This window comes from Actinomyces sp. ICM39, assembly GCF_000282935.1.
Taxonomy (GTDB): Bacteria; Actinomycetota; Actinomycetes; order Actinomycetales; family Actinomycetaceae; genus Pauljensenia; species Pauljensenia odontolytica_B.
Genome location: NZ_ALCB01000080.1, coordinates 1 through 1,426 on the forward strand (window position 1 = coordinate 1; position 1,426 = coordinate 1,426).

The 1,426-nt window shown below is 67.8% G+C and carries 1 protein-coding gene; it reads left to right on the forward strand.

The features are described 5' to 3' along the window. Positions 1 to 114 precede the first annotated feature (114 nt). A complete protein-coding gene (locus HMPREF1137_RS05395) occupies positions 115 to 1,239 on the forward strand; it encodes a class C sortase (protein ID WP_007589728.1) in 1,125 nt (374 codons plus the stop codon). Positions 1,240 to 1,426: the final 187 nt, after the last annotated feature.

The window sequence follows — 1,426 nt, forward strand, 5'->3', positions numbered from 1 at the left end:
GGGGGGTGTGGACCCGCGGGTCCACACCCCCCTTGCGTTGCCCGCAACCGCCCCCAGCGGTACTACCCTGTAACCAGACAAACTTCCACGGCCTCGGCAATGAACGGAGAAAGCGTGAGCACCCAAGCGCCCGACAAGAAGAAGACACCCCTCAAGTGGCGTCTCCTGACGATCGCGCCCCCGATCCTGCTGCTGGCCGGCATCCTGGTCCTCCTGTACCCCGTCTTCGCGACCCAGTACAACAACCAGCGCCAGGAACGCATCGCCTCCGAATTCAGCGCCGTCGCCGAGCAGGCCGGCCCCGACGCCGTCGCAGAGTCCCTGCGCCGCGCCGACGAATACAACCTCAAGGCCTCCGAGTCGCCGATCCTCGACCCCTGGCTGGACGCCCAGCGCCCCGGTACCGCGCAATACCAGGACTACCTGAGCCAGCTCAACCTCAACGACGTCATGGCGACCATCAAGATCCCCTCGATCGACGTCAACCTGCCGATCTACCACGGCACCGACACCGCGACGCTCGACAAGGGCGTCGGCCACCTCTTCGGCACCGCCCTGCCCGTCGGCGGCGAATCCACGCACACGGTCCTCACCGGCCACACCGGCCTGGGTAACGCGACCATGTTCGACCAGCTGACCAGCGTCAAGATGGGCGACTACTTCTACATCGAGACCGCCGGACGCCACCTCAAGTACCAGGTCACCGACATCCGCGTCGTCCTGCCCCACGAGACCGAGTCCCTCAACAAGGTCGAGGGCAAGGATCTGGCCACCCTCATCACCTGTACGCCCTACGGCGTCAACACGCACCGCCTCCTCGTGACCGGCGAGCGCGTCCCCATGGACGAGGCAGCCGTCGCCGCCGAAGCCGCGCAGGTCAAGGGCTCCGTCATGAAGCCGTGGATGATCGCCGTCCTCGCGTCCGTCGCCGTCATCCTCCTCGTCGCCGGCATCCTCTGGCTGCGCTCCCGCAAGCGCAACGACGAGGAGCCGCAGGAGATCGACGGCGCCGCCGCTGGCGCGCTGGCTCCCGCTGATTCCGGGGACGAGGCCGGGGCTGAGTCCGCTTCGTCTTCCGCTGAGTCCGGCGCCCCCGCCGAGGCCTCGCCCGTCGCCCCCGAGGCGCCCGCCACCACTCCGGACCTGCTGACGGACGCCGAGCAGATCTCCGAGGAGGAGGTCGACGCCGGCCGCACCGCTGCCCTGAGGAAGATGCTCGAGGAACGCGGCAAGCAGTAAGCACCCCCTTCACGTGGCCTCCACCGGCCACCTAACACGCGGAAACGCGCGGACGAGCGAGCAAGCTCACCCGCGCGTTTCCGCGTATTTACGCTAAAGTCAGTGAGTAACTGTCAAACAATCTGGAGGGCTTGTGGAGCATCACCCCAGCGGCGCACGCTCCCGCCGCGCCACGCACGCGAGGGCC